The sequence below is a fragment of the Bacillus sp. FSL M8-0166 genome (assembly GCF_038008825.1).
In the GTDB taxonomy this organism is placed as follows: domain Bacteria; phylum Bacillota; class Bacilli; order Bacillales; family Bacillaceae; genus Bacillus; species Bacillus safensis.
Map to the genome: position 1 here is coordinate 2,114,234 of NZ_JBBOZZ010000001.1, position 22,554 is coordinate 2,136,787.

Sequence of the window (22,554 nt, forward strand, 5' to 3'; positions counted from 1 at the left end):
CGTCAGCAGCTGCATCTTTCTTTTTTCATGAATCGCAAGAAAATTTTGTATACTTGTTATAAGATTAGCTTAATCAAGAGGGCAGTCATCCTCCATTCGCCACATGCCCGAATTTCACACGCATTTTTTATACATCGTGTATAAGAGTGTTCAAAAGGAGGTCATGAGTCTATGGCGATTCTCGTCAAAGATGCACTCTCGCTCGATATCATGAAGGAAACAAAGCTGCTTGCTGGGGAAAATGGACTGGACCGCCTCATTCAGTGGGTGACCATTGTGGAAATTATCGAAGATACTTCAAGGCTTTCAGAAGGGGAGCTGCTCGTCACAACCGGCTTTGGACTTGCAGACAATAGGGAAAGGCGCACCCGGCTTGAGGAGCTGATTCAATCTCATCGTCTATCGGCCATTGCGATTTATAAAGGCGTATACTTAACGGAAATTCCTGCATCACTGATCGAAGCTGCCAAAAACAGCGGCATTCCACTTATCGAGATTCCTTCACATGTCAACTTCTCAGACATTACAAAAGCCGTCCTAGAGCAAATCGTCAGCAGCCAGCTCCATCAGCTTAAATATTCTTCAGCCATTCATCAAAGACTGACTCATTTAAATGTCAGCAATAAAAATGTCACACAAATTACAGATGAGCTGGCACATCTCACTTCGGCAAACATCGTCGTGCTTGATGTTTTTTTACATCAAACAGCAGCTCACTTCGAAACAGAGGAAGTAATGTATTCTCCTGCCTTTGGCTTTCAAACAGATCATGAACCAATCGAAACGACGCCTCTTCTCAAGCAGGCTGAGGAGAAAGGACGGCTCGTTTATGACACGTGCGGTGCGTTTGTCCTCGCTGCATGTCCGGTGATTGCGATGGGCGATATTTTCGGATTTATTGTATCTTTAAAGAAAAAGGATGCGTGGCATCATCTCGACGCGATTGCCATCGAGCATGCCGGGGCGGTGTATGCGATTGAATGGCTGAAGCAAAAAGCCATTCAAGATACAGAAAACCAAATGCAAGGTCATTTGTTAGATGATATTTTGCAGCAGCAATACACAGAAGAAAGCTATGTGGTCGAACAAGCAACAAAGCTGCAATATGATATGAGCGATGAGCAGGTGGTCATCTACTTTCAATTTCAGCATCAGCACACACAGCTCGATCACCAAATGATGCAGCGCCTATCTCAATTACTCACGTCGATATTTGAACGCAGACATATTCCTTTTTTACTTAAGACAAGGCTCGATTCCATTTTTGTTCTTACACCAGCAGGAAAAAAACCGTTTCAAGAAGCGGAGTGGTATCGTGCAGCAGAGGAGTGCCGGAGCACATGGTCTTATTTTTTTCCCGTCCATCCGATTGTGATTGGCATTGGGAGAGCCTATGACCAGATCGGTCTCTTTTCAAAAAGCGCGAAGGAAGCGCAGTATGCAGCAAGGCTTCTTCCGCTTTTAAAAACAGACGAATGCATCATTCATTATCAGAAGCTCGGCTTATACGGGATGCTTCTTGAAATGAATGAAGCGGGTATGAATTTGCATGACTTTTACGTGGAGCTGTTAAGTCCCTTGCTTTATACGAAAAAACAGGGGGCTGACCTGATCCATACACTCGAAGTGTATTTGGCACACAATGAAAATATTCAAAAATCTGCGGGGGAATTGTTTATTCACAGGCATACATTAAGCTACCGGCTGAAACAAATTGAAACGAGAACAGGCTGCAGCCTCAAATCCACGGATGATCGGATGAAGCTGCAGCTCAGTATTATGGCGTACCGCCTATCTGGTCTGCTTGATCAGATGAGAACCATTTCATGATTCATTCGGCGTTTTCACCCATAGATTCATATCTTCAATTTTGTCAAAAATATAGCAGTTGTTTTGGAAACGGCCGGTATACGTATAGCCGAGCTGATAAAACACTTGATTCATTCCATAGGACAGTGCACGTGCGAGAGAATAAAAGACATAAATGTGCATGGATTGAAGTTCTTTTTCGAGTGCTAGAATCAAATGATGCATGAATCCTAGTTTTCTGTATGATGGAAGGGTCGCACAATCTGTTAATTCCGCATGACCATATGGCGCATTGATTTCAGCGGATGCCGCACTCACAATGTGCCCGTCATGTTCAACGGCATAAAAGACTGTCCCTTCCTCCATTACCTTTTGAATATAATCTGACTCGTTCATTGGCGTAGGATACGTTTCAAAGACGGTATCATAGAGCTTTGCCAGCTTGTGAATATCCTGCGTATCCGCTTTCCTCATCACATACTCATCCTGCCACGTGCCTTGATCTTTTTTGAGAGGCTTTTCTTGAATAGACGCAACAATTTCATCTTCCTTCAGCCAATACGGGCTGTTCATGCGATCCTCCGTCAGAAAGAGAGACATGCCATACGCATCACTTCCAAGGAAATAATGAGAAAACACGCCTTCAAGCCGAAAGCCTTTTTCTAAAAAAAGAGGCATATGCTCACGCCTGACTTTCACAATGACCTTAGAAGCCTTGCAGTCCGCCGCTTCCTTTAGAACCGACAGAATCACATCCCGCACACTGCCGCTGTAGTCATCTAAACGAATTCGCTCATTAAATGAATCAATACAGATCGAGGCAGAAAAACGCTCGTTCGCAAGTTCCTTCAATTGCACCATATACTCATCCTCTCTTTATAAATCAGCTAACAAAAAAATCCAAATGGAAAATGAAACAATGACGATACCAGAAAAAATCGACATGATCATATACCTAATGGCTGAGCCTTTTTTGGCTTTGTTTTGCTTTCCCGCTTCATACATGATGAGATTTGAGAACAGTATAAATAAAATAAGTAATATGATTGCAAATAGAATGATTCCTTGAATGATCATGCTGCCTCCTCATAAACTCGTCATCCCATACTACTTCTTCATATTCGAGCATCATCCCTTCTCATGAACAAAAAACACCTTTCCATCTCGTCAGATAGAAAGGTGTTTTGATTAAACGTTTTTCCCCGCAGCCTTCAGCGCACGGGCACCGATGTCACGGCGATAAAATAGACCTGGCTGTATGATTTCTTCAACCGCTTCATACACTCTTGATCTTGCCGCTTCAAATGTATCGTCAAATGCGGTCACATTCGCTACACGGCCGCCATTTGTGACGAATTGATCGTTTTCTTTTTTTGTTCCTGCATGGAAGGTCACAACATCAGTGACAGTCGTTTGCAAAGCACCGATCGGCGTCCCTTTTGCATAGTCTTCTGGGTACCCTTCTGATGCAAGAACCACACTGACAGCCGCAGTGTCTTTCCACTGTAAGTCCACATCTTTTCCATCTAGAATATCGAGGAATACTTGGACTAGATCTGATTCAAGACGAGGGAGAACCACCTGCGTTTCAGGGTCGCCAAAGCGTGCATTGAATTCAATCACCTTTGAGCCTTCTGGTGTCAGCATTAAACCTGCATATAAAATGCCTGTAAACGGACGCCCTTCCTGCACCATCGCACGCGCTGCCGGTTTGACGACATCTTCCACCGCTTTCTGAACTACTTCATCTGAAATTTGCGGAACTGGTGAATAAGCGCCCATTCCGCCTGTATTCGGCCCTTTGTCATCTTCAAAGGCCCGTTTGTGATCCTGCGCAATCACCATCGGGTACACCTTTTCTCCGTTGACAAAGGCCATGAGTGAAAATTCCTCGCCTGTTAAAAATTCTTCGATGACGACAGATGCACTTGCATCGCCAAACTTTTCATCCTCTAAGAAATCATGCAGACAATCGACCGCCTCTTCAAGCGTCATGGCCACTGTCACACCTTTTCCTGCGGCAAGCCCGTCTGCTTTAATAACAATCGGCGCACCCTTTTCTTCCACATACGCCTTTGCTTCTTCAAACGATGTAAAAGCAGCATAGGCAGCCGTCGGGATATCGTAATTCTTCATTAAGTCTTTTGCAAATTCTTTTGAGCCCTCAATCACCGCTGCCTTTGCATTTGGTCCAAATACTTTCAGACCTGCTTCTTCAAATGCATCAACGACACCTGCAATTAAAGGAACCTCTGGACCAACAATGGTTAAGCCGATCTCGTTTTCTTTTGCAAAACGAATTAATGCCTCGTGATTACCTTCGTCGATTGGTACAAGCTTCGCAGCATCTGTCATTCCATCATTTCCGGGTGCGACAAATACTTGGCTGACAAGTTCACTTTGATTCACTTTCCAAGCGATGGTATGCTCTCTTCCGCCTCTGCCGATAATTAATACGTTCACACTGTCACCCCCTTAATGTTTGAAATGTCTAACGCCAGTGAAGACCATGGCGATGCCGTATTCATCTGCTTTTTGAATCGATTCTTCGTCACGAATAGATCCGCCTGGCTGAATAATCGCTGTGACGCCTGCCTTTGCAGCAGCTTCCACTGTATCGCCCATTGGGAAGAATGCATCAGAGCCTAGTGCGCTTCCTTTTGCCTTTTCACCTGCTTGTTCAATGGCAATGTTAGCTGAGCCGACACGGTTCATTTGACCAGCACCGATCCCTGCCGTCATTTGATCTTTCGCAAGGACAATGGCATTTGATTTCACATGCTTGACCACTTTCCAAGCAAGCTTTAAGTCTTTCCATTCGTCCTCTGTTGGTTCTCTTTTCGTTGGAATAGAGATCGTTGCTTCCTCTAAGCCATACGTGTCAATATCCTGAACAAGCAATCCACCGTGGACACTTGTCAGCTGCTTTTCTTTTTTCCCGAGATCCGCTTCTACATCTAATGTTAATAGACGAAGGTTCTTTTTCGCCGTTAACACGTCAAGTGCTTCTTGGCTGAACGATGGGGCGATGACAATTTCTAAGAAAATCGTATGCAGCACCTCAGCCGTTTGTTTGTCTACTTCACGGTTAAGTGCCACAATGCCGCCAAAAATAGAAGTTTCATCTGCCTTGAATGCTCTGTCAAATGCTTCTGCAATCGTTTCTCCTGTACCAACGCCGCACGGGTTCATATGCTTCACAGCGACAGCGGCCGGCTCCGTGAATTCACGTACAATTTGAAGAGCGGCATCTGCATCTTTGATATTGTTGTAGGAAAGTTCTTTTCCATGTAATTGCTTTGCAGTAGCCAAAGAACCTTTGGCTGGAAGAGCATTTTCATAGAAAGTCGCCGCTTGGTGCGGGTTTTCGCCATAACGAAGGGATTGTTTTTTCTCAAACGTGACAGTGAACTGTTCTGGCTCTGTTTCGCCGACAAAGTTTGTTAAGTAATCGGCAATCAGAGCATCGTAAGCAGCCGTATGACGGAAGACTTTGGCAGCAAGCTCACGTTTTTTCTCTAATGACACGCCGCCGTCTTTGATTTGCTGAATGACTGTATCATAGTCACGAGGATCGACAATCACGGTTACGTCTTGGTGGTTTTTTGATGCTGCACGAAGCATTCCCGGTCCGCCGATATCAATGTTTTCAATCGCTTCTTCATACGTCACATCGTCTTTTGAAATCGTCTCTTTGAATGGATAAAGGTTCACGACAACAAGATCAATCGGCTGAATGCCATGCTTTTCAATCTGTGCCATATGCTCATCGTTTTCTCTCACTGCTAAAAGTCCACCATGAATGTTCGGGTGAAGTGTTTTGAGTCGTCCGTCCATGATTTCAGGGAATCCAGTGACTTCAGAAATCCCAATGACATTGATGCCGTTCTCTTGAAGAAGCTTGTGTGTACCTCCAGTTGAAATCACTTCAACGCCAAGTTCTGTTAATTCTTTCACAAAAGGTACAAGATTCGTTTTATCGGAAACACTGATTAATGCGCGTTTGATCGTCATGTCTTCGTCACCTCATTAAGATAATTCTAAAAGTGATTTGATCACTTTTGGATATAGTGTGTGTTCTAGTTCATGCATTCTTTTTTCAATCGATTCAAGCTCTTCCCCTTGTTCGATGTAAATCGACGCTTGGTCAATGATCGGACCTGTATCCATGCCTTCATCGACAAAATGGACGGTGATGCCCGCCACTTTGACACCTGCTTGATAGGCTTGGCCAATGGCATCCAGCCCTGGGAAGGCTGGCAGCAAGGACGGATGGATATTAACAATTTTCCCTTTGAATGCTTCAAGTAATGTCGGACCAATCAGTCTCATATACCCAGCAAGGAAAACCCATTCCACTTCATGCAGCCTAAGCTGTTCAATGATCGTTTGTTCAAAAGCGGCTTTATTCGGAAAAGCCTTCGGGGTAAATGCAAAGGAGGGAATGCCCTCTTTCTCAGCACGCTCCAGCACCTTTGCACCTGGTTTATCACAAATCACAATGGCGGCCTCTGCCTGCCACTGTTCTTTTTTTAATGTATCCATAATGGCTTGAAAATTCGTCCCGCTTCCAGAGGCGAAGATCGCAAACTTCTTCATGAGAGGCTTCCACCGCCGAATGTGACACCTTCTCCTTTTTGAACACGACCGATGAGAAATGCTTTCTCTCCGTCTTCTTCAAGTCCTCTGATCACTTCGACAAGGTCATCTTCTTTTACCGCTAAGACAAAACCAATACCCATATTAAACACGTTGAACATTTCTTCTGCCTTTAACTGTCCTTTTTCTTGAATAAAGGAGAAAATTGGCGGTACTGGCCATGAGCCGTTATCAATCTCAACGCCAAGCCCTTCAGGCAGCATACGTGGTAAATTTTCAATAAAGCCGCCGCCTGTCACATGTGCCATACCGTCAATCTTGCCGGCTTTCACTTGTTTGAGGACGGGCTTCACATAAATTTTGGTCGGTTCAAGAAGCTCTTCTCCAAGCGGTCTTGTAAAAGGTTCATACGTTTGATGCAGATCCAGACCAGCGTCTTCCAGCAATACTTTACGAACGAGAGAGTACCCATTGCTATGAATTCCGCTTGAGCTGAGTCCAATGAGCAAGTGCCCCTCTTTGATGCTCTCTCCTGTCACGATTTCATCCTTTTCAACGACGCCTACTGAAAAACCAGCAATATCATATTCATCTTCGGTGTAAAGACCCGGCATTTCTGCTGTCTCTCCGCCGACAAGTGCTGAACCAGACTGCTCACAGCCATCAGCCACACCTTTAACAATAGATTCAATTTTCAAAGGATCTGCTTTACCAACTGCTAAGTAATCTAAGAAAAAGAGCGGCTCTGCCCCTTGTGCCAGCACATCGTTGACACACATCGCCACGGCATCAACACCGATCGTATCGTGTTGATCCATTAAAAAGGCAAGCTTTAATTTTGTTCCGACACCATCTGTTCCTGAGACAAGAACGGGCTTTTTGTATGGCAGCTCAGATAAATCAAACATACCGCCAAATCCGCCTAGAGCACCCATGACGCCTGCTCTTTTTGTACGTTCTACGTGTGTTTTCATTCGTTTGACGGCTTCGTATCCTGCTTCGATGTCGACACCGGCGTTTTTATATGCTTCTGACATCCCATTCACTCCTTTTAGCTGCTTCTCTTCCATTTATTTTCAGCAGAATGAAAGAGCAGCATATCAAATCATCTTGACTGCTGCTCCTTTATTCGATTATTTCGTCAGTGCTGTTTCCTTCACATGCGGAAGAACCGTATCTTCATAAATTTCAGTGGGGTATTTCCCAGTAAAGCATGCTAAACATTGACCGCGCTGCGGATCATCATACTTCCTGCCAATCCCGTCCATTAAACCGTCTACAGATAAAAATGCAATGGAGTCTGCTCCGATTTCCTGTCTAATTTCTTCCACTGAATGAGAAGAAGCAATCAGCTCTTCATGTGTGGACGTATCAATTCCATAAAAACACGGATGTGCGATTGGCGGCGAACTAATGCGGACATGGACTTCCGTCGCACCCGCTTCTCTTAGCATCGTCACAATGCGGCGACTCGTTGTTCCGCGTACGATGGAATCATCTACCATTACGACACGCTTTCCTTCGACGACCCCGCGCACAGCAGACAGCTTCATGCGCACGCCCTGCTCACGCAATGCTTGAGACGGCTGAATAAAGGTACGTCCGACATAACGGTTTTTAATCAAACCGAGCTCATATGGAATACCTGTTGCTTCGGCATAACCAATCGCTGCAGAAATACTCGAATCTGGTACACCTGTCACAACATCTGCTTCAACATGCGCTTCCTCAGCAAGCTTTTTGCCAAGGTTCTTTCTCGCACTATGCACGTTGATGCCGTTGATATTGCTGTCAGGTCTTGAGAAATAAATGTACTCCATGCTGCACATGCTGCGGTTAATGTTCATGGAGAAGCGTTCAGATTTCATGCCTTCATCATTAATGATCAGCATTTCGCCAGGCTCCACATCTCGTAAATACGTGGCACCGACAACATCAAATGCACATGTTTCAGAAGCAACAACATACGCGTCCCCAAGCATACCAAGTGAAAGCGGACGTAAGCCGTTCGGATCAAGCGCCACAATCATTTCTGTTTCCGTCATAATTAAGAAAGCATAGGCTCCTTTAAGCATGGACAGGGCATTTTTGATCTGCTCTTTCAATTCCATATAGCCGCTGCGCTTAATTAAATGAGCGAGCACTTCAGTGTCAGAAGAGGTCTGAAAAATACTCCCTTGGTTCTCTAGCTGCTGCTTTAACTGTGTTGCATTCACTAAGTTTCCATTATGAGCAAGGGCAAGGCTGCCATTGTTTTGCGAGCGGAAGAAGAGGGGCTGCACATTTTCAAAGCCGCCTCCGCCTGCTGTCGCATACCGAACGTGTCCGATTGCACCTTTTCCTTTCAAATCCTTTAGCTCACCGTTTTGAAAGACTTCCGTAATCAGTCCAAGGCCTTTATGTGCCGTCAGGTTTTCACCATCTGTTGCAATGATTCCCGCACCTTCTTGTCCGCGGTGCTGAAGGCTATGCAATCCGTAATATGTGATTTGCGAGGCTTCTTCGTGTCCCCAAACCCCAAAGACGCCACACTCTTCGTTTAAGCCTCTGATTTCAGCAAGCATGGGATCGCTCCTTTCCATGCGCGTTCAAGCTCGTTGACCGCTGCATGAATCCATTGTTGTCCTTCTTGATTTTTGACAGTGAATACACCATCATTTGTAACCGTTCCAACTTCTTTCGCATCTTTGACAGCCGCAGCAAACGCTTCGCGGTGCTCTGGTTTCACTGTGACGACAAAACGTGACTGTGTTTCACTAAATAATGAAGCTTCGCTGTTTAAATCAATTTGGATATGAGCGCCAAGGCCGTCTGTTCCAAATGTACTTTCAGCAAGTGCTACACCAAGACCGCCTTCAGACACATCGTGAGCTGATTGAACAAGTCCGTTTTGAATCGCAGCAAGAAGGGCTTCCTGACGCGTGAGCTCTACATCCAAATCAATTTCTGGTGCTTTTCCGTAAATACGGCCTTCTGTCATCTTTTGAAGCTCACTGCCTGCAAATTCTTCCTTCGTCTCACCAATGACGAAAATCACATCGCCAGCCTGCTGGAACGACTGCGTCGTAATATGAGCTGTGTCTTCAACCAAACCAACCATCCCAATGACCGGTGTTGGGTAAATGGCTGTTCCATTTGATTCGTTATATAAAGAGACGTTCCCACCGATAACCGGTGTGCTTAGCTTGCGGCACGCTTCGCTAATACCGTCAGCAGATTTTTCAATTTGCCAGAAAATTTCTGGTTTTTCTGGATTACCGAAGTTTAGGTTATCTGTTACTGCAAGCGGACGAGCGCCTGAGCACACAATGTTACGAGCTGCTTCTGCGACTGCAATTTTCCCGCCAACCTCTGGATCAAGGTACAGATAACGTGCGTTACAATCGGTTGTCATCGCAAGGGCTTTTTTCGTTCCACGGATTCTTAGTACGCCCGCATCAGAGCCTGGTGCAACCACTGTATTTGTCCGAACCATGTAGTCATATTGATCATAAACCCATTCTTTACTTGCAATTGTTGGCTGCTGAAGGAGCTGCTTTAACGTTTCGGCTGCATCTGTGATAGCAGGTGCTTCCACTTTTGTTTCTAAAAACTCACGGTAGTAGGCAGGCTCACTTGACGGTTTGTGATAAACCGGTGCTTCTTCTGCAAGTGCATCAACAGGAAGCTCACATACCACTTCACCTTGGTGAAGTAAACGAAGCATTTTGTCGTCTGTCACATGACCGACTGATACTGCTTCAAGATCGTATTTTTCAAAAATATCAATGATTTCTTGTTCACGGCCTTTTTCAATGACCAAAAGCATTCTCTCTTGAGATTCAGACAGCATCATTTCATATGCTGACATGCCTGTTTCACGCTGCGGGATAAGGTCTAGATTCATCTCGATACCAGAACCTGCTTTGCTCGCCATTTCCGCACTTGAGCTTGTTAAGCCAGCCGCTCCCATATCCTGAATTCCAACGAGTGCATCGTTTTTGATGACTTCAAGGCACGCTTCAAGCAGCAGTTTTTCCATGAACGGATCACCGACTTGAACAGCTGAGCGTTTTTCTTCTGATTCATCAGAAAATTCCTCAGATGCAAATGTTGCACCGTGAATCCCGTCACGTCCCGTTTTGGCACCAACGTACATGACCGTGTTGCCGACACCTTTTGCCTGCCCTTTTTTGATGTCTTCATGGTTGATTAATCCAACACACATCGCATTCACAAGCGGGTTGCCTTCATAGCTTTGATCGAAATGAACCTCTCCGCCGACTGTTGGAATTCCGATACAGTTTCCATAGCCTGCGATCCCTGCCACTACTTCTTCAAACAAGTACTTCACACGCGGTGAAGTCAGTTCACCAAAACGAAGAGAGTTTAATACAGCAATTGGACGCGCACCCATGGAGAATACATCACGGATAATTCCGCCGACACCTGTCGCCGCTCCTTGATACGGTTCAATCGCAGATGGATGGTTATGTGATTCGATTTTAAATACAACCGCTTGGTTGTCTCCAATATCAACGATGCCAGCGCCTTCCCCAGGACCTTGAAGGACGTGCTCTCCTTTTGTCGGGAATTTGCTTAAAACAGGCTTTGAGTTTTTATAACTGCAATGCTCTGACCACATGACAGAAAAAATGCCCGTTTCTGTGTAGTTTGGCAGCCTGCCAATAATGGATTCGATTAAAGCGAATTCTTCATCACTCAATCCCATTTGCTGATACAATTTCTCTTCTTTAATTTGCTTGTGACTTGGTTCAAGCAGTAGTGACATGAGTGTCCCTCCAATTTTTCACGATAGATTGAAACAATTTAAGTCCGTCTGCGCTGCCTAGTAATGAATCAACCGCGCGCTCAGGGTGCGGCATCATGCCGAGTACATTGCCCTCTTCATTCGTTACACCTGCAATACGATTCACACTGCCGTTAATATCGTCTCCATAAGTGAAAGCGATTTGGCCGCGTTCAATGAGCTTCGCTAAAGTGTCTTCGTCACAGTAGAAGTTGCCTTCACCGTGCGCTACAGGAATCGTAATGGATTCGCCTTTTTGATAACCGCTTGTAAATTGCGTTTCGTTGTTTTCTACAATGAGTTCAACTGGACGACAGATAAACTTCAAGTCTTTATTTCGTCTCATCGCACCCGGAAGAATGCCAAGCTCCTGAAGAATTTGGAACCCGTTACAAACACCAAGAACAGGTTTTCCTTCCTCAGCTGCTTTTTTCACCGCCGGCATGATGTTTGAGAAGCGGGCGATCGCACCACATCTTAAGTAATCCCCATAAGAGAAACCGCCTGGTACGAGTACACCGTCAAATCCGTCAAGACTCGTTTCGTCGTGCCATACATATTCAACTTGTTCACCTAGCTCATCTTGAATCGCATGGTACATATCGATATCACAGTTAGAGCCAGGCAAGACGATCACTGCAAACTTCACTGTGCGACAACCTCCTCCACCTCATAGCGGTAATCTTCAATCACCGTGTTGGCAAGTAATTTTTCGCACATTTCTTTGACGACTGTGTCTAAATCACGATCTGATTTTTCAATGACAAGCTCCATGTATTTCCCGATACGGACATCCTTTACTTCCTGATAAGACATGCTGTGCAAAGCGTGCTGCACGGCACTTCCTTGTGGATCAAGAACGCTCTCTTTTAAGCTGACAAAAATTTTCACTTTATACATGTTTATGGCCTCCAAGTCTTTTGAAAATTTCTTCGTATGCATTCGTTAAGCCGCCCAGGTTTCGTCTGAACACGTCTTTATCAAGCTTTTCGTTTGTATCTTTGTCCCAAAGCCTGCACGTATCAGGTGAAATCTCATCAGCTAGCAAAATACGATTCTCGTGATCTATTCCGAATTCAAGCTTGAAATCAATTAAATTCACATGGCAGTCTGAGAAGATTTGCTTTAACTCTTCATTCACTTGTCTTGTGATCTGTTTCATTTCCTCGACCTGCTCTGGTGTCGCTGCATCTAAAATGCGAATATGATCTTCTGTAATGAGCGGATCGCCGAGCGCATCATCTTTGTAGTAAAACTCAATCAAAGGTGTGTCGAGTTTTGTTCCCTCTGGAATGCCGAGGCGTTTTGACATACTGCCTGCCACCACATTACGTACAACCACTTCAAGCGGAACAATCTGCACCTTTTGAATGAGCTGCTCTGTTTCAGAAAGGCGCTTCACAAAGTGATTGTTGACCCCTTTTTCATGCAGCATTTGAAAGATTAAGCTCGAAATTTCGTTGTTCAGTCTGCCTTTGCCTTCGATTTCGGCTTTCTTTTCGCCGTTAAATGCTGTAGCTGAGTCTTTATATTCGACATATAAAATATGCTCGTCATCGGTCTGATAGATTCTTTTCGCTTTGCCTTCGTAGAGAAGTTCTTGTTTCACAGTCATTCAGGTTGGCCTCCTAATTTGAATGTTGGCAATTTTCAGGATTGGGCGCCTGCCTAGCAGGCGGCCCATTTCTTACGCAAGACCTAGACGTTCGAAAATCATATCGACATTTTTCAAATGATAGTTGTAATCGAAGCAGTCAGCGATTTGTTCAGGTGTTAAGCGTGACGTGATTTTTTCTTCTGCTTCTACTAATGAACGGAACGGTACTTGCTTCTCCCACGCTTCCATTGCCTTTGGCTGAACCGTGTCATATGCCTCTTCACGTGCCATACCTGTATCAATTAATGCAAGAAGAACGCGCTGTGAGTAAATTAAGCCAAGTGTGCGGTCCATGTTGCGCTTCATGTTTTCAGGGAAAACCGTTAAGTTTTTCACGATGTTTGAGAAACGGTTGAGCATGTAGTTCAGTGCAATCGTTGCATCTGGTAAAATGATGCGCTCAGCAGATGAATGAGAAATATCACGCTCATGCCAAAGCGGTACATTTTCATAAGCTGTCAGCATATATCCACGGATCACGCGGGCAATTCCCGTCATATTCTCAGAACCGATTGGGTTACGCTTATGCGGCATTGCTGATGATCCTTTTTGTCCTTTTGCAAAGAACTCTTCTACTTCACGTGTTTCACTCTTTTGAAGACCACGAATTTCAACAGCAAATTTCTCAATGCTCGTTGCGACTAAAGCAAGAGTAGCCATGTAATCTGCATGGCGGTCACGCTGCAAGGTTTGGGTTGAAATTGGTGCAGCTTTGATGCCAAGTTTCTCACATACATATTGCTCAACAAACGGGTCGATGTTCGCATATGTGCCAACAGCTCCAGAGATTTTGCCATATTCAATGCCAGCTTTTGCTTGTTTAAAACGTTCTAGGTTACGCTTCATTTCTTCGTACCAAAGACCAAGCTTCAGGCCAAATGTTGTCGGTTCAGCGTGTACACCGTGTGTACGGCCCATCATGACGGTATATTTGTGCTCTTTTGCTTTTTCTTTTAGTATGTCAACAAATCTCTCAATGTCCTTGAGCAAGATATCGTTCGCCTGTTTTAATAAATATGAAAGCGCCGTATCCACTACGTCTGTCGATGTTAACCCGTAATGAACCCACTTTCTTTCTTCTCCTAGAGATTCAGAGACAGCACGCGTAAAGGCAACCACGTCGTGGCGCGTGTCTTGTTCAATCTCTAAAATACGTCCAATATCAAAGCTTGCATTCTTGCGCATGGTCACAACGTCTTCTTTCGGAATGACGCCAAGCTCTGCCCAAGCTTCACAAGCGAGAATTTCTACTTCAAGCCATGCATTAAATTTGTTTTCCTCTGTCCAGATTGCTGACATTTCTGGTCGTGCGTAACGTTCGATCATTTCCCGTTTCCTCCATCTCTTTCAGTCCATAACTTTGTGATGTTTGTCATCCACTCATCATCGAGCTGTTTCATAAACGTCATATGCCCCATTTTGCGGCCGGCTTTTACTTCATGCTTTCCATATAGATAAAGCTTCGCTTCTTTGAGAAGCTCAGGATGCTCTTTTGGAATGTCCACTTCATCGCCTAATAAATTCACCATCATTCCCTCTGATAAAAGGGCTGTACCGCCAAGCGGCAAACCACATATAGCGCGGACGTGCTGTTCAAACTGACTTGTCTCACATAAATCGAGCGTATAATGACCAGAATTATGCGGGCGTGGTGCCAGTTCATTGACGAGCAGCTTTCCGTCATTTGTCAGGAACAGTTCTACAGCAAGAGTACCAACCAGCCCCAGCTTTTCAGCCAGTGTTGTTGCCAGTTCTTTCGCCTTCTCCTGAATGCGGTCCTCTACCCTTGCAGGTACAATGCTTTGGAACAAAATATTGTGCTTATGAATGTTCTCAGCGACTGGGAATACTGCAATCTCTCCATGAACAGAACGAGTGACGATCACCGAGAGCTCCATTTGGAATGGAACCCAGCTTTCTAAAATACAAGTTCCATGTGTGAGCAGTGCAGCTGCTTCCTGAAGCTGTCCTTTTTCTTTAATGACGTACTGTCCTTTTCCGTCGTAGCCGCCTCTGCATGTTTTCAGCACGGCTGGCAAACTGAGCACGTCCACTGCATCTTCCAGCTCTTTTTCATCATGAATGATGCGGTAAGGCGCTACTTCACAGCCTGCGTCTACAATTCCTTTTTTCTCGGTCTCACGATTTTGAGTTAAAAGGAGAAGGTCGCTTCCTTGTGGTAAATAGGCTTCTTCCTTCAGCTGATTGAGTGCATCATAATCAATATTTTCAAACTCATAAGTCACCACATCGCTGATTTCTGCCAGCTTTCGAATCGCTTCAAGGTCACTATATGCGGCTGTGATTTCTGTATCCGCAACCTGTCCGCAAGGAGATTGTGCAACTGGGTCTAGAACTGCTGCCCGGTACCCCATTTGCTTTGCGCTGACAGCCATATATCTGCCAAGCTGTCCGCCGCCAATGATCCCGATGGTTGCGTTTGGAAAAATGGTCTGCTTAGCCAAGCTGATCACTGCTTTCTAGTACAGTCTGTTTTGTCTGCTCTCTTCTTTCTTCAAGGCGAGCTGCGATCGTTTCATCAAATGCTGAAATCATTTGTGCGGCAAGAAGGCCTGCATTTGTTGCACCGGCTTTGCCAATTGCTACTGTAGCAACTGGTACACCGCCTGGCATTTGAACGATGGATAATAAGGAATCCAGCCCGTTTAGTGCTTTTGATTGTACGGGCACACCAATGACCGGCAGTGTCGTTTTTGCTGCGACCATCCCCGGTAAATGTGCTGCGCCTCCAGCACCGGCAATGATGACCTTTAGTCCTTTACCTCTTGCTTCAGTCGCATATTCAAACATCAAGTCAGGTGTCCGGTGTGCGGATACCACCTGTTTTTCATACGGAATGTTTAATTCCTCTAAGATGTCGCACGCATTTTTCATTGTTTCCCAATCAGATGTACTTCCCATGATGACACCTACAAGCGGCTTCATTTTGTCCCCACCTTTAAGCTGATATTCGATTTTGTATCGTTTGACACGCTTCCCAAACCTAAGCAGCTTGTCAAACGCCGAACAAAAAGGCCCGATTTGCATTGCATTGTTAGGAAGCAACACAAACCGGGCCATGGTAAGCGCTGTTCGCTTTTGAATTGCCATGTCAGTTTTGTTCACTATCCTGCATAGTCCAGTCATTTACGGTAACTGGGTAGAAACTTATGGGCCATATTCCCAAGATTATATGAGGCTCGTGTTTTGATTTCATGTTTATCTTAACAACGGATGTTCATGATGTCAACGGATTTATCGAACAATCTATGAAGTCGTCGTTTTAATGTTCGGATTTAGACTATTTTTCCTTCAAATACGATTTTTTTCCCAATCGGAATGATCTGAATCGACCCATTTTCCTTCTTTTCCTGAAAAATCGGTTCCTCCATTCGTCGGACAGGCGAGTAGCCTTCCGCTGCCATCTGGGACAACACTTGATCAATCGTCATGTTGTCTTCCACATAGAATTTTTTCTTCTTTGGTTTTGCGGTCATTCTTTAATTCTCCTTTTCTTCACAGCCTTCACCCAGAAGCCGCCGTGAATCGATTTGGGCTCATATGAAATGATAAACGCCTTTGAATCCAGCGTCTTAATCGTTTCATATAATTGCAGTTCATATTTTCTCGGTGTTAAAATTTGCAATGCTGTCCGGTCTCCTTCAAGACCGCCTGCTACCCAGCTGGTGACACCATATCCTTTTTCTCTCAATTGTCTTGGGAGATCGACATCCAATTCTTTTGTGATCACGTTAACAGTTGTGTAGCCAAGTGCCAGCTTCTCTTCAATTTTCATCCCGACAATGATCCCCATTCCATAACCTAGCGCATACGCAATGACATTCTGTATTTGATCTAAGTTATCTAGAACGATACTTAACCCAATGACATAAATGAGCATTTCGATCGTACCCGCAAAAGCAGCTGCGTACCGTCTGCCTTTCATTGTTAAAATCAAACGCATGGTGGAAAAAGACACATAGACAATATTAATCACTAAAATGATTAAAACCATGGTGAACGCATTGGATAAAAGTTGTTGAAGCACGATTCGAACCCCCTGCACTAAAAAATCAAATAAAGCACCCCATATTCTACTAGAGAACATACCTTGATACAATCAAATTTACGCGATCAAAACACATATATCTTTCGACAACAAGGGTGGTCTTTGTTACCAAGAGTTTACCCGTTTTTTTCTCTTCTCAACATGAAAACCCCCTTTTTCAAAAAAGGGGGTTTTCAGTGTGTTTTATCCAAATCGAACAGGAACAAGTGATGGAATCAAATACTCCCCGACTATGCCCCAGAGCAGCGCAATGATGACAAGCTCAACCAATAAAAAGACCCAGCCCGCATACATCAAATCTCCACATGCGGCATCATGCTCCGATTGAATCGAACGAAAGAGCACGACCGCAATCAACTGAAGGCCGACAAACATCATCACGGATAATATGACGGTCACATATGGAATATTCAGCATGGCAAATACAAGCCAAAGGATGGATAAAACCAAAACCGGCACAAGTGCAGCGCCAAACTTCATGATCACTTCTTTCAGTGATATGTTGCCTTTTAGCATGTACTTTCCGAGCAGCCAGACGGTAAGCATCATCAATGTCAACACAATGAGTGTAAAGACCGCTACCTTCAAAAAGGCGTCGCCAAAAGAATAATGAATGCCAAAGCCTAATAAGCGGGTCTTTGACGCCTTTAATTGAACATAGTTGCCTAAAGCAAAAAACACGCTGAATAACACAATCGAGATCCAGGCGTACTTCATACGCAATGATTCTGCTTGATTGATGGCCTGGCTCGGTGATTTTAACATCGCCAGTCCATATGAACCATAACGCTTAAACGCGCCTCCTACACCTTGCAGTATACGCTGGATAACTGAACGCTCATCATCCGCTGATTTTGAGGTTCTTCCACGTTTTGCAGCGCTGCGGCTGAGGCGGGATTGCCTTGTTTCTTGATCTATTGATGACTCTTCGTTTTTCTTTTCAGATGTCCCCTGATCTTGATCTTTCTCTAACATCTCATATCAACTCCTATCCAATCCTTACAGGCTCAAGTAAATGATCTGTTCGGATGACTCCTCTTAAAGTAGCGGAGTCTCTCTATTCAGTCAAGATTCCTTGACGTTCATACGAATAGACGGATAAAAGGCAGCAGAGGTTTTAAAACGGACAGAAAATAAGACAAAACAAAAAAGCTGACGGCCTCCATCAGCTTTTTATCAATGTTGAAATTCGTGGTCAACGATATTGGCTCCGCTTTCCTTGCTGGACCCGGAGATTCTCCTGATGAGCGGGGAACCGAGTCTTTTTGGTCGTATCGACCTGTGTAATATGTCCATTATGAATGGTGATGACCACTGATCCATAGTCGATCCCTTTTAAGGCAGATAAAATATAATTCAGCTTTTGTTCATCCATCGCTCATCCCCCTATTTTTGTTTTCGCTCTTTTAAATAGAGAACCTCATTTTCTAACTCATGAATCGTATAATGCATGAGCGCTTCCTGTTTTTCTTCATGCCCCCATAAAAGGAGCTTTTGAATCAGCACCTGCTTTTTTCGTTCAATCACCTGTCTAAGCCAGCGTGACAAAAGACATCTCCTCCCTTTTTGAATGTCTGCAAGAAAAAAAGGCACCCTGAAACCTTCTATTAAAAAAGGAAATCAAAGCGCCTTTGGTGATCCAATCAGCGAATTATGTCTTTTTATCATAAACACATAATTCCTATAAGTCAACTATGTTTTTATTTTTTTAACAAAAAAACAGCAGCTTCCATGAGCTGCTGTTTCGGTTGTTCAATTAATGATTTAAGAAAGCAAAATATAGAATAAAGATGACAAACAATCCGTACATAATTGGATGCACTTCTTTCGCTTTCCCTTTAAAGATCATCGTAATCGGGTAGAAAATAAAGCCAACCGCAATCCCTGTTGCAATACTGTATGTCAGTGGCATCATAATCATCGTTAAGAACGCTGGTACCGCAATTTCAAAACGATCCCATGCAATCTTCGCCAGCGGAGCGACCATCAGTGCACCGACAATGATTAAAGCAGGTGCTGTCACATTCGATGTAACGATGGATAACAGTGGTGAGAAGAACATCGCAAGCAAGAAGAAAATGCCTGTGACGACAGCTGCAAAACCAGAACGCGCACCAGCAGCAACACCTGAGCTAGATTCAACATAAGATGTTGTTGTAGATGTACCAAGAATAGAACCTACAACAATAGAAGAAGAATCCGCCAGAAGCGCTCTTCCTGCACGAGGAAGCTCATTATTTTTCATTAAACCAGCCTGCGTTGCCACAGCCACAAGTGTACCAGCTGTATCAAAGAACCCAACGAATAGGAACGTTAAAATCACGACAAGCATTTGAATGGAGAAAATTTCTGGCAAGTGAATCAAGGCCTGACCAAAGGTTGGAGACAAGCTTGGAATACTTCCCACAATTTGAGATGGTACTGGCACAAGACCAAAAATCATCCCTGCAATAGCTGTCAAAAGCATCCCAATGAAGATACCTGCATTCACTCGAAGTACCATTAAAATGACCGTCACAACGATACCAAATACCGTTAACAGAACAGGACCGCTATGAATATTTCCAAGCGAAACGAGCGTATTATCATTATTGGCGATAATGCCAGAGCCTTGAAGACCGACAAACGTAATGAACAAACCAATACCTGCACCAACTGCCAGCTTCAGCTCAGCCGGAATGGCATTGATGATTTTTTCACGGAAACCTGTTAAAGAAAGAGCAACGAAAATCAATCCTGAAACAAACACACCTGAAAGTGCCGCTTCCCATTTGATGCCCATGCCAAGCACAACCGAAAAGGCGAAGAACGCATTCAGACCCATACCGGGTGCTATCGCAATCGGATACCTGGCGATCAATCCCATCAGAATACACCCTGCAGCAGAAGCTAACGCCGTTGCTGTAAAGACTGCCCCCTGATCAATTCGTAATTTATCTGGAAAATCCGGCACAGACACTAATGCAAGTGTGATCGGATTAACAAACAGAATGTAAGCCATCGACAAAAATGTGGTTAAACCACCGATGATCTCTCTGCGGTAATTCGTTCCTAACTCATCAAACTGAAAAAACTGTTTCAAGCCAACTGACTCCCTTCATGTCCTTTTGCTTTAGCCTGCCCCATTCACTAGTCAAATAAAAAACGCCCCAACAATTTTGGGACGCTTGACTACATATGTGAATTCAGACCGTGACATAAAACAAGAACAATGCATGATTTATATCAAACGAGTGTGAATTGACGTAGTCAAGCCATTTACGGTAGCTTGGTAGAAACTTGCGGGCCATATCCCCGCGATTATACGACTTCTATCTATTTGATTTCTGTGTCTATTGTACCAACTTCATTTTTAAAACACAATACGAAAAGCGAACATTTTTCAAAGAAATGTCCGCTTCATTCGTCTTATTACACGAATTTGGAAAATCACATCTAGTTCTTTATACACCCTTCTCCAAATCCTTCTCTTTTGCAAAAACCGCTTCGGCTACATGGAAAAACTCTTTCACTGCCGGAGAAGCTTGAGAGAGCGACGGACAGGCGAGCGCAACCTCACGATGATGAGAGACATTCAGCTGGCGAATATGCACAAGCTGCTGCGTTTTTAAAAATAACTCAGGGCCTATTGTGATACCAAGTCCTTCTCCGACCATACGGGCAATGGTCGTACAATCATGAACTTCAAATAAAACAGCTGGCTTCATTTGCGCCTCCGAAAAAATATCCTCTACATGTGATTGATACATGCCAGTCGGCATAATAAATGGTTCACCCGCCAAATCTGTTATATCTACATTGGGCTGCTGTTCATATCGATGATTTGGGTGATAGGCGACGACCATCTTATCTTTCATAAGCGGCAGTAAATCAAAAGCTTCATCCGCATAGCCTTTCACAACAAATCCAACATCAATGATGCTAGAATCCAGCCACTCCAATATTTCTTCATACGTTCCCTCATAGAATTTAAATTCGATTTTTGGATGTTTTTTCTGATAGCTCACAAGCAGTTTAGGCAGTAAACAAGCAGAGGCACTGGCAAATGTGCCGATACGAATCATACCTGTTTCAATATTTTTCGTTAGCGCAATTTCTTGCTGGATTTTCTCCACTCTATTTAACACTTCTCTAATATGCGGGAGAAGGGTCTGACCAATATCCGTCAGCATAATGCCCTTTTTTCGGTCACGAATGAATAAAGACACGCCCCACTCTGACTCTACATTCGCCACTGCATGACTGACAGCTGACTGCGTCATATTTAATGCTTCAGCTGCTGCTGTAAAACTGCCAAGCTCCACAACTTTTGCGATAATATCAAAGCGAACAAAGCTCATGAGTATTTACTCATCTCCTTCATGAAAAACATCAATTTTACTTATGTTAGCACGGAATTTAAACTAAAGACAACGCATCAACATGAAGGAAGGGTTCAAAATGAAAAACACATCTCATCAGTTATTGATTATTCTTTTAGCTGTCGGTTCATTTGTCACAGGCACGTCAGAATTCGTCGTGTCAGGCATTCTAGATATCATTGCTGTTGATTTACACATCTCCATTCCTGCTGCCGGACAGCTCATCACCGTCTATTCTCTTTTTTATGCAGTAGGCGCTCTCTTTTTAGTCATAGCAACGTCGAAACTAAACCGAAAAAAGGTTTTGTTATCAGCTATTTTTGTGTTTATTTTAGGCAATATGCTCGCCTTTTTCAGCCATCATTTTGTGCTGCTCCTGCTCTCTCGCGTCATCATGGCCATGAGCGGCGGCTTATATATTGTCGTCGCCACGAATTATGCAGCGCAGATCGCCCCGCCAGAAAAAAAGGGAAGTGCAATGGCGACGGTCATCACTGGATTCACCGTTTCACTCGTACTTGGTGTGCCGATTGGAACATTTCTATCAGGTCATGTGGATTGGCACTATATTTTTCTCATCATTGCACTAGGTACTGCTTGTCTCTTCTTGCTTCTTTATCAATTGCTGCCACGCATAGAGGGACATTCTCATCTGCCATTGAAACAGCAATTACACATCCTTCAAGACCGCAGGGTGATCAGCGGCTTAACCACGACCGTCTTTTGGATCTTAGGCTACACGATGGTCTTTGCTTATATCTCTCCTTTATTGCGAAAGACCGCCGGCTTTTCACTTGAAATGACAAGCATGGCCTTGCTCGTCTTAGGCATTTCTGCTTTTATTGGCTCACGCTTTGGCGGCTTCGCCGTTGATCAATGGGGACCAAACCGAACCATCTCGCTCAGCATCATGATCCAGATGTTCGCTCTCTTTGCCTTATTCTTTACGCAATTCTCTACAATTAGCGTCTTGATCACGCTCGCCATATGGGGCATCGCCACATGGACAACAACACCAGCGAAACAATACTATCTGATCTCCCTTAAACCCCAAGCATCAGAAACCGTGCTGAGCTTTAATACAGCGATTATGAACATCGGCATGATGCTCGGATCGTCCATGGGCGGCGTGATTATTCAGTATACAAATGTAATGAATTTAAGTTGGATTGGTGGATTAGCTAGTTTTGTGGCGTTGATGTTGATCAGGTATTCGTTCAACCGTCATCGACTGGCGGAACAACAGACAAAAAGCGAACATGTATAATCA

At 44.2% G+C, this 22,554-nt stretch carries 23 protein-coding genes and 2 riboswitches; of the genes, 2 read left to right on the plus strand and 21 right to left on the minus strand.

What is annotated here, in order from left to right; all coding sequences use genetic code 11:
* The first annotated feature begins 171 nt into the window (after positions 1-171).
* Complete coding sequence (locus NSS92_RS11095) at positions 172-1,830, plus strand: PucR family transcriptional regulator (RefSeq protein ID WP_267587922.1); 1,659 nt, start codon at positions 172-174, stop codon at positions 1,828-1,830.
* Here NSS92_RS11095 and ablB read toward each other — a convergent pair.
* The 21 genes from ablB to NSS92_RS11200 all read right to left on the minus strand — a co-directional run bounded on the left by ablB (position 1,825) and on the right by NSS92_RS11200 (position 21,263).
* The gene (ablB, locus tag NSS92_RS11100) at positions 1,825-2,670 is read right to left on the minus strand and encodes a putative beta-lysine N-acetyltransferase (RefSeq protein ID WP_340867946.1); all 846 of its coding nucleotides are present in this window, start codon (positions 2,668-2,670) and stop codon (positions 1,825-1,827) included. The genes NSS92_RS11095 and ablB overlap by 6 nt on opposite strands.
* Before the next feature lie 15 nt (positions 2,671-2,685).
* On the minus strand, positions 2,686-2,886 hold the full coding sequence (locus tag NSS92_RS11105; protein WP_340867948.1) for a hypothetical protein: 201 nt from the start codon (positions 2,884-2,886) through the stop codon (positions 2,686-2,688).
* Positions 2,887-2,997: 111 nt separating this feature from the next.
* Complete coding sequence (gene purD / locus NSS92_RS11110) at positions 2,998-4,272, minus strand: phosphoribosylamine--glycine ligase (protein ID WP_340867950.1); 1,275 nt, start codon at positions 4,270-4,272, stop codon at positions 2,998-3,000.
* 12 nt (positions 4,273-4,284) lie between these two features.
* Positions 4,285-5,823, minus strand: coding sequence for a bifunctional phosphoribosylaminoimidazolecarboxamide formyltransferase/IMP cyclohydrolase (gene purH / locus NSS92_RS11115; RefSeq protein WP_323649527.1), 1,539 nt, complete (start codon positions 5,821-5,823; stop codon positions 4,285-4,287).
* Positions 5,824-5,838: 15 nt separating this feature from the next.
* A complete protein-coding gene (gene purN / locus NSS92_RS11120; protein ID WP_340867954.1) occupies positions 5,839-6,408 on the minus strand; it encodes a phosphoribosylglycinamide formyltransferase in 570 nt (189 codons plus the stop codon).
* On the minus strand, positions 6,405-7,445 hold the full coding sequence (gene purM / locus NSS92_RS11125) for a phosphoribosylformylglycinamidine cyclo-ligase (protein WP_048240010.1): 1,041 nt from the start codon (positions 7,443-7,445) through the stop codon (positions 6,405-6,407). The genes purN and purM overlap by 4 nt, the downstream gene beginning before the upstream one ends.
* A gap of 96 nt (positions 7,446-7,541) precedes the next feature.
* Positions 7,542-8,972: an amidophosphoribosyltransferase gene (gene purF / locus NSS92_RS11130; protein WP_340867956.1), complete on the minus strand. Its 1,431-nt coding sequence runs from the start codon at positions 8,970-8,972 to the stop codon at positions 7,542-7,544.
* Complete coding sequence (gene purL / locus NSS92_RS11135) at positions 8,948-11,179, minus strand: phosphoribosylformylglycinamidine synthase subunit PurL (protein WP_025092621.1); 2,232 nt, start codon at positions 11,177-11,179, stop codon at positions 8,948-8,950. The genes purF and purL overlap by 25 nt, the downstream gene beginning before the upstream one ends.
* The gene (purQ, locus tag NSS92_RS11140) at positions 11,163-11,846 is read right to left on the minus strand and encodes a phosphoribosylformylglycinamidine synthase subunit PurQ (protein ID WP_024424510.1); all 684 of its coding nucleotides are present in this window, start codon (positions 11,844-11,846) and stop codon (positions 11,163-11,165) included. The genes purL and purQ overlap by 17 nt, the downstream gene beginning before the upstream one ends.
* Positions 11,843-12,097 (minus strand): phosphoribosylformylglycinamidine synthase subunit PurS, encoded by a 255-nt coding sequence (purS, locus tag NSS92_RS11145; RefSeq protein WP_003214349.1) that lies wholly within the window; start codon positions 12,095-12,097, stop codon positions 11,843-11,845. The genes purQ and purS overlap by 4 nt, the downstream gene beginning before the upstream one ends.
* Positions 12,090-12,812: a phosphoribosylaminoimidazolesuccinocarboxamide synthase gene (gene purC / locus NSS92_RS11150; protein WP_340867959.1), complete on the minus strand. Its 723-nt coding sequence runs from the start codon at positions 12,810-12,812 to the stop codon at positions 12,090-12,092. The genes purS and purC overlap by 8 nt, the downstream gene beginning before the upstream one ends.
* Positions 12,813-12,884: 72 nt before the next feature.
* Positions 12,885-14,180: an adenylosuccinate lyase gene (gene purB / locus NSS92_RS11155; RefSeq protein ID WP_024426701.1), complete on the minus strand. Its 1,296-nt coding sequence runs from the start codon at positions 14,178-14,180 to the stop codon at positions 12,885-12,887.
* Positions 14,177-15,319 carry a 5-(carboxyamino)imidazole ribonucleotide synthase gene (gene purK / locus NSS92_RS11160; protein WP_340867960.1) on the minus strand — a complete coding sequence of 381 codons (1,143 nt, stop codon included), beginning with the start codon at positions 15,317-15,319 and terminating at the stop codon, positions 14,177-14,179. Before purK ends, purB begins: the two co-directional genes overlap by 4 nt.
* On the minus strand, positions 15,312-15,800 hold the full coding sequence (purE, locus tag NSS92_RS11165; protein WP_039183007.1) for a 5-(carboxyamino)imidazole ribonucleotide mutase: 489 nt from the start codon (positions 15,798-15,800) through the stop codon (positions 15,312-15,314). Before purE ends, purK begins: the two co-directional genes overlap by 8 nt.
* 169 nt (positions 15,801-15,969) lie before the next feature.
* Positions 15,970-16,071: riboswitch (purine riboswitch) on the minus strand.
* Positions 16,072-16,150: 79 nt separating this feature from the next.
* Positions 16,151-16,351: an NETI motif-containing protein gene (locus NSS92_RS11170; RefSeq protein ID WP_012009137.1), complete on the minus strand. Its 201-nt coding sequence runs from the start codon at positions 16,349-16,351 to the stop codon at positions 16,151-16,153.
* A complete protein-coding gene (locus NSS92_RS11175; protein ID WP_024424505.1) occupies positions 16,348-16,902 on the minus strand; it encodes a DUF2179 domain-containing protein in 555 nt (184 codons plus the stop codon). Before NSS92_RS11175 ends, NSS92_RS11170 begins: the two co-directional genes overlap by 4 nt.
* 204 nt (positions 16,903-17,106) lie before the next feature.
* Entirely contained in the window at positions 17,107-17,898 is a 792-nt protein-coding gene (locus NSS92_RS11180) for a hypothetical protein (protein WP_340867961.1), read from the minus strand.
* Positions 17,899-18,118: 220 nt separating this feature from the next.
* Entirely contained in the window at positions 18,119-18,298 is a 180-nt protein-coding gene (locus NSS92_RS11185) for a YezD family protein (protein WP_024424503.1), read from the minus strand.
* 11 nt (positions 18,299-18,309) lie between these two features.
* Positions 18,310-18,471 (minus strand): hypothetical protein, encoded by a 162-nt coding sequence (locus tag NSS92_RS11190; RefSeq protein ID WP_166644707.1) that lies wholly within the window; start codon positions 18,469-18,471, stop codon positions 18,310-18,312.
* Positions 18,472-18,679: 208 nt separating this feature from the next.
* Positions 18,680-20,005: an NCS2 family permease gene (locus NSS92_RS11195; protein WP_340867965.1), complete on the minus strand. Its 1,326-nt coding sequence runs from the start codon at positions 20,003-20,005 to the stop codon at positions 18,680-18,682.
* A 144-nt stretch (positions 20,006-20,149) separates the two neighbouring features.
* Positions 20,150-20,251: riboswitch (purine riboswitch) on the minus strand.
* 115 nt (positions 20,252-20,366) lie between these two features.
* Positions 20,367-21,263 (minus strand): LysR family transcriptional regulator, encoded by an 897-nt coding sequence (locus NSS92_RS11200; RefSeq protein WP_340867966.1) that lies wholly within the window; start codon positions 21,261-21,263, stop codon positions 20,367-20,369.
* 100 nt (positions 21,264-21,363) lie between these two features.
* Between NSS92_RS11200 and NSS92_RS11205 the strand changes: the two genes are divergently transcribed.
* On the plus strand, positions 21,364-22,551 hold the full coding sequence (locus tag NSS92_RS11205) for an MFS transporter (RefSeq protein ID WP_340867968.1): 1,188 nt from the start codon (positions 21,364-21,366) through the stop codon (positions 22,549-22,551).
* The last annotated feature ends 3 nt before the right edge of the window (positions 22,552-22,554 follow it).